The organism is Nostoc flagelliforme FACHB-838 (assembly GCF_014698065.1).
GTDB lineage: Bacteria > Cyanobacteriota > Cyanobacteriia > Cyanobacteriales > Nostocaceae > Nostoc > Nostoc flagelliforme_B.
On the sequence record NZ_JACJSI010000377.1, the window covers coordinates 1 to 5,511 of the forward strand.

A 5,511-nucleotide genomic window follows, 5' to 3' on the forward strand; every position below is an offset into this window, starting at 1 on the left:
TTAAGTACTATTAAGAAGAAATTTCCTAATATTTAAAGTTTTATGAATTTATGGTTAAGGTTTAATGGCTCAAAAAAGGGTTAGGTGTTACAGATGCATATACTTTACTACTACTATTGTTAATCGAATGGCACTAAGAAAAGCTCTAAGCTATGCAAAACAATGGTTACAGCTTTTAATATCATTTAGCAGTAACGGGATGAGTCAGGCGCTTGCTCCAACATCAGACACAGCGAAGTAGATGGAACATAGTGCCGGGATTGTCGAAAAATTTTTTGTAGTTAGGAAAAGCTTACTCGTTCATTCCATACTTACGTAAAGAATTACAACCAATTGCCTAAAAGAACATAAGGTACCCAAAAAGATGGACGATTTTCTTTAGCTAAAACCGCAAGTTGAGCGCGTTGTAGAGCTTGGGCTTTAGTTTAATTTTCACTGTATTTATAATTATTCAGTAATCTTGACGTTGTAACTAGTGGATGTACTTAGTTACCTTGAAGACAAAATTTAGATGACAAGATTAGTGTGTTTAATCTAGAAGATTTCTTCAACCTTTCAACTGACCTATTCTGTATCATCTCAAGGGATGGTTGCTACCAGCAAGTCAATCCTGCATGGGAAAAGGTATTGGGATGGAAACCAGAAAACTTAATTGGGCATCCTTGGTTAGAATTAGTACATCCAGAAGATATTGCAATCAATCAGCTACCAACTGAACCACTGCAAAATTTGCGCTGGGATAACCGTTATCTTCACAAAGATGGCAGTTATCGGTGGTTATCTTGGAGTATTTCTACTAGCCAACAGGGACTCATCTATGCAATAGGGAAAGATATCAACCAGCAGTTGCGCCAAATAGAAGCACTCTCAACTGAACGCCAAAGCCTTTATAACCTACTGAATCAGCTACCCGCTTTCCTTTATCTGCAACCCAATGATTATGGCGTAGGATTTTATAACCAACGCTTCCAGGAGGTATTTGGAGATCCTACAGGGAAACGTTGTTATGAGGCGATCGCAAGACTGAAGCAACCTTGTCCAGTCTGTCCCACCTTTCGCCTTTTTGACAGTAATGCTCCGCAACTTTGGGAATGGGTCGATAATAAAACAGGTAATGTGTATCAGATTTATGATTATCCGTTCAAGAATATGAACGGTGAACCAATGGTTGTGGAAATGGGTTTAGATATTACTCCTGTAAAAAAAGCAGAGCAAGCTTTGCGAGAGCGCGAGAAGGAATTAACCGAAAAAAATCAACAACTCACTGAAGCACTAAAACAATTGAAAAAGACGCAAGCGCAACTAATTCAAACTGAGAAGATGTCTTCTTTAGGACAATTAGTGGCTGGAGTGGCTCATGAAATTAACAACCCTATTAACTTCATCGATGGTAATATTACTCATGCTAAAGAATATATTCAACAATTGCTAGAACTGCTGCAACTTTACCAAAAAGAATATCCTCACCCTTCACCAGTAATTCAGTCAGCCATAGCAGCCAACGAGTTAGAGTTTCTCACTGAAGACCTAAAACCAGTAGGTAAGGGAACTGGTTTAGGAATGTCAATTAGCTATCAAATTATCACAGAAAAACATCAAGGAAATTTAAGCTGTATTTCATCTCCAGGAGCAGGAGCTAAATTCATAATCGAGATTCCGATTCAACAAATTAAATCTGTACAAGCAAAGATACCAGAAGCTCACAATATCCTAGTTAACCTGAATTCGGCTTAAGATTAGACGGCAGAAAGCAAATTGTGATCGATAGCGATCGCAGGCTTCCTAGGTTGGTGGCAGTAGGCGATTAAACCTTACTACGATGTTGACGCTTGCAGTTGACAGGTGATTGGTGGCGGGAATGCTTAATCAATCTGGGAGATATTCGTTGAACTGGTCAATAATGGTCTCAATAATCGAGGTTTCCTGAGCAACAGGCGATCACTCAACGACATGAAGCGATTTTTCATGTTACGTTTGAGTTTGGTGATCACTTGTATGCCAACACTCTCAAGTAATTGTTTTGCTAATTTTTGATAAACATAGCCCAAGGAGCGCAAATACTTTGCCGAATAGCATTTGCAGCAGTTTGGGCACGGGTATAGGGTCATCGGTATTTCCTGAAGTCACCAAAACATTCAGCTATTCTCCACGATCATTGACCAATATATGTCCTGTTGAAGCCAAAGAACCAATCAACTGAAGTTTTGCTGCGAACAGCCAGATTTTGGAACACCCGATGTTGATTGATTCGCCGATTGTGACAGACTTTGAAACTGGTAGAATCCAAAAAACTGATGCCTGTACAGGAGCCAAAACAGGAGCCAAGATTTGCACACAGAGGCAACAGAGTACTAGGCATCCACTCGTGCATTGCGATAGTAGCTGACCAAACCGGGGAAGTATGCTTGCCACTGAACCTGTACTTTATCCTGGTAGTAGGCTTTGAAATTTCGGTAACAAGACTGATGAAAGCCGAGCAGAATCGTCATAATCTCGCTCAAACACAGACTGCGATGCCTACGGCGGTAAACTACGTGCTTTCTTCTTTGCAGTCCATTACCCAACAGTTGGCGTGCTTTAAGCATTCAGCAGTCATTTTGCTGGATATGTTCAATTGCAACAATTAGCGCATCTAGCATGACTTCATAGCTGTGATCAGTCGAACGGTTTAGGGTCATCAGTTCTTGCTGTTCTCTGGTAATAAAACCGTAGATGGCTGCATTGACCATTCGCATCACATCGATCAAAGCATCCTCACTCAATTTGTATAGTTGCAGCGACTTTTGGAAGAAGTGCAAAGAGTTCTGAATGATTTCTGCCTCCTCTAGATCAGTAGGTCGCATTTGGTATTGCATCATTACCGCATAACGAGCAGGATACCGTTGGGCAAAGTTGCGGGTTGTTTGTGCCCCGATACGGAGTAAGGTACGGGGTTCTGTGATGTCTGTCATTTGGCTTTGGCAGTGCATCAAATAGTTGCGCCAGATTTCTAAGGCTACGGCACGGCGCAGCCCTGTGTTGCCGTCCAAGTGTTTGTAGATGGCAGGTGGCTTCACCCCTAGCTCCCGTGCAACTCGATTAACACCCAATGCTGATTCCCCTTCTCGATCGAGGCAAGCGATCGCAGCCTGAACCACATCTTGCGGCGTTAAAGAATTTTCTTTGAGTGGGCGACCCATAGAACGTTAGTTAACTAAATTAACTAAAAGTGAATACAATTAACTTTATCAGAAATATCCTGGCTGACTCTCATGACTAACCTGACCTTCACCCCTGCCCATCAGCTTGCTCAGATGATTCGCGATCGCCAAGTGTCTGCGGTCGAAGTTCTGAATGCGTACCTCAATCAAGTCACTCAACACAACTCTACGATCAATGCGATTTGCACGTTGGATGAGGAGAATGCCTGTGCCAGAGCTAAACAAGCCGATGAAGCATTAAATCGAGGTGAGAATTGGGGGGCTTTGCATGGTGTTCCGATTACGGTTAAAGATTTACTGGAGACAGCAGGTCTACGAACAACCGCAGGCTCTAAGTCGCTTAAAAACTACACTCCTCAACAGGATGCTACCGCAGTCAGTCGTCTTCGTTCAGCAGGCGCGATCCTACTTGGGAAAACAAATGTAGGCGATTTGGCTGGCGGATATCAGGGACTGAATGATGTCTTTTTGCGTGTAAATAATCCGTGGAGACTAGAACGCACCCCTGGAGGAACTTCTAGCGGCAGTGCGGCAGCAATCGCTGCGGGTCTATCTCCGCTCGATCTGTGTTCCGACTTTGGGGGGTCAATCCGTCAGCCTGCTCATTTCTGCGGTATTTATGGCTTCAAGCCTACCGATCGTCGAATTCCTACCACAGGGCATATTCCAGAAGCTCCAGGTAAACCTCGCTGTATGCGTCAAATGCTGACCATTGGAGGACTAGCACGTTCAATTCAAGATTTGGTCATTTGTTTTCAAATTATTGCCGGGACTGATGCTGCTCAATCTGATATTCCTCCCGTCCCGCTTGACCAGCCTGCTGAACAACTCCTTCAAACCCGCCGGATTGCTTGGATTGATGAATGGTCGCTGTATCCCGTTGCCGCCGAGATTAAATCAGCCATGCAGTCAGTAGCAACGAAACTGATTGAAGCTGGAATGACCCTTGAAAAGTGGACTCCCAACTTTAATTTTCCGCTTGCATGGCAAACCTACTACAAACTTGCAGCCTACAATCTAATTCATGCCCAGTCCCTAACGGCAAGTGATGTTCGGAAGCATCTGGCTTTTCTGTTTCGTGACAGTATTCAAGGCGATCGCGCCTTTCGGAAACTGGGTAATCTCGCAAGCATTGGCTTGCCGATCTCGCTAAACCCAACCTTGAAAGGGTATTTTGAAACGTTGACGGAGCGAGATCGGTTAATGGCTCAAATGGATCGAGAACTCGCTCAATGGGATGCTTGGCTGTGTCCTGTAGCAATGACAACAGCATTCTTACACTGCGCTCGAGGTGCAGCGATTCAAGTGGACAATTGTAGTGTGCCGTATTCAATGGCATCAGGAGCGTATGTTGTACCGTTCAATGTTACAGGGCATCCGGCGGTTGTGATTCCGATTGGACAAACTCAAAACGGCTTGCCGATTGGGATGCAAATCGTGGGTCAGCGATGGCGAGAGATGGAGCTATTCGCTATTGCTCAAGAACTTGACAAAGTGGTTGGTAATTTCCGCAATCCATTGGGCTATTGAAATCAGCGTTAGTTACCATGCAGCACAACTTGAGTGGGATTGTCTTTTGTAACTCTCGTGCAGCTGTCAAAGGTTTACTTGGGTTAATCCAACGAGAAACGCAACGCATTGGATTAGGTTATTTAACCTCCAAGGTAGCAGTTTTCTACAGTTCCTTAACGGGCGATCGCCGCGGTGAGATTATTCAAAAGCTCCAAGCTGGACAAATCAAGGTAATTATTAATTATTCTGGTACTGAGATAGCAGCGAGTGGCACTTTCACCACTAATGACAGCCCTAACGATTTGGGCTTTTACCTGATTTCTGAAATTAGTGGTATGGGAAATGGTGAAACAATTACTGGTCTGCAAGCCACCAGAACTCCAATACCAGGAAACCAACCTTTTGAGCTTGACAATTTAATTAGTCTTAATACTGTGCAGTTGACAGGTGATGGTTTTGGATATTCCACTTCAGGAAGAAACTATTCTAGTCCATTTTTTGCGATTTTTTTGCCGACGCGGGGTTATTTAGAGGTTTTTTCGGTGCCGCCATTTGTATCAGGTTTTGAAAATTTGGGTTCTGAAGATAGTGAGTTACCCATCAGTTTTTCTGCAAGCATAATTCCTGTCCCTGAAGCCACATCTATCGTGAGCTTACTCGCTCTCGGCACTTTCAGCACACATTTAGCACAATAAACATATTGTGCCTTTATGGATGTGATCTGTTTAATTGAAAACCGTCTTGAAAGTGGATTCATGTTTAGATTAGACTTCCACTCAGTTGACCCGACCCAACTATG

The 5,511-nt window shown here is 43.5% G+C and carries 7 protein-coding genes; 3 read left to right on the forward strand and 4 right to left on the reverse strand.

Features of this window, described 5'->3' with window-relative positions:
* Window positions 1-525 precede the first annotated feature (525 nt).
* Window positions 526-1,734: a PAS domain S-box protein gene (locus tag H6G97_RS55685; protein WP_190946812.1), complete on the forward strand. Its 1,209-nt coding sequence runs from the start codon at window positions 526-528 to the stop codon at window positions 1,732-1,734.
* A gap of 128 nt (window positions 1,735-1,862) precedes the next feature.
* On the opposite strand, the gene H6G97_RS56345 is transcribed toward H6G97_RS55685, so the two are convergent.
* Genes H6G97_RS56345 through H6G97_RS44155 form a run of 4 tightly spaced genes read right to left on the reverse strand, consistent with a single transcriptional unit; the run spans window position 1,863 to window position 3,179 of the window.
* Window positions 1,863-2,108, reverse strand: coding sequence for a transposase (locus H6G97_RS56345; protein ID WP_199350079.1), 246 nt, complete (start codon window positions 2,106-2,108; stop codon window positions 1,863-1,865).
* 44 nt (window positions 2,109-2,152) lie between these two features.
* Window positions 2,153-2,371 carry a transposase gene (locus tag H6G97_RS56350; RefSeq protein WP_422394275.1) on the reverse strand — a complete coding sequence of 73 codons (219 nt, stop codon included), beginning with the start codon at window positions 2,369-2,371 and terminating at the stop codon, window positions 2,153-2,155.
* Window positions 2,352-2,585 (reverse strand): hypothetical protein, encoded by a 234-nt coding sequence (locus H6G97_RS51715; protein WP_199350083.1) that lies wholly within the window; start codon window positions 2,583-2,585, stop codon window positions 2,352-2,354. The genes H6G97_RS56350 and H6G97_RS51715 overlap by 20 nt, the downstream gene beginning before the upstream one ends.
* Entirely contained in the window at window positions 2,586-3,179 is a 594-nt protein-coding gene (locus tag H6G97_RS44155) for a TetR/AcrR family transcriptional regulator (protein WP_190946813.1), read from the reverse strand.
* 72 nt (window positions 3,180-3,251) lie between these two features.
* Here H6G97_RS44155 and H6G97_RS44160 point away from each other — a divergent pair, with 72 nt between their 5' ends.
* The gene (locus tag H6G97_RS44160; protein WP_190946814.1) at window positions 3,252-4,730 is read left to right on the forward strand and encodes an amidase; all 1,479 of its coding nucleotides are present in this window, start codon (window positions 3,252-3,254) and stop codon (window positions 4,728-4,730) included.
* The gene (locus H6G97_RS44170; RefSeq protein ID WP_242056027.1) at window positions 4,727-5,407 is read left to right on the forward strand and encodes a PEP-CTERM sorting domain-containing protein; all 681 of its coding nucleotides are present in this window, start codon (window positions 4,727-4,729) and stop codon (window positions 5,405-5,407) included. The genes H6G97_RS44160 and H6G97_RS44170 overlap by 4 nt, the downstream gene beginning before the upstream one ends.
* Window positions 5,408-5,511 lie beyond the last annotated feature (104 nt).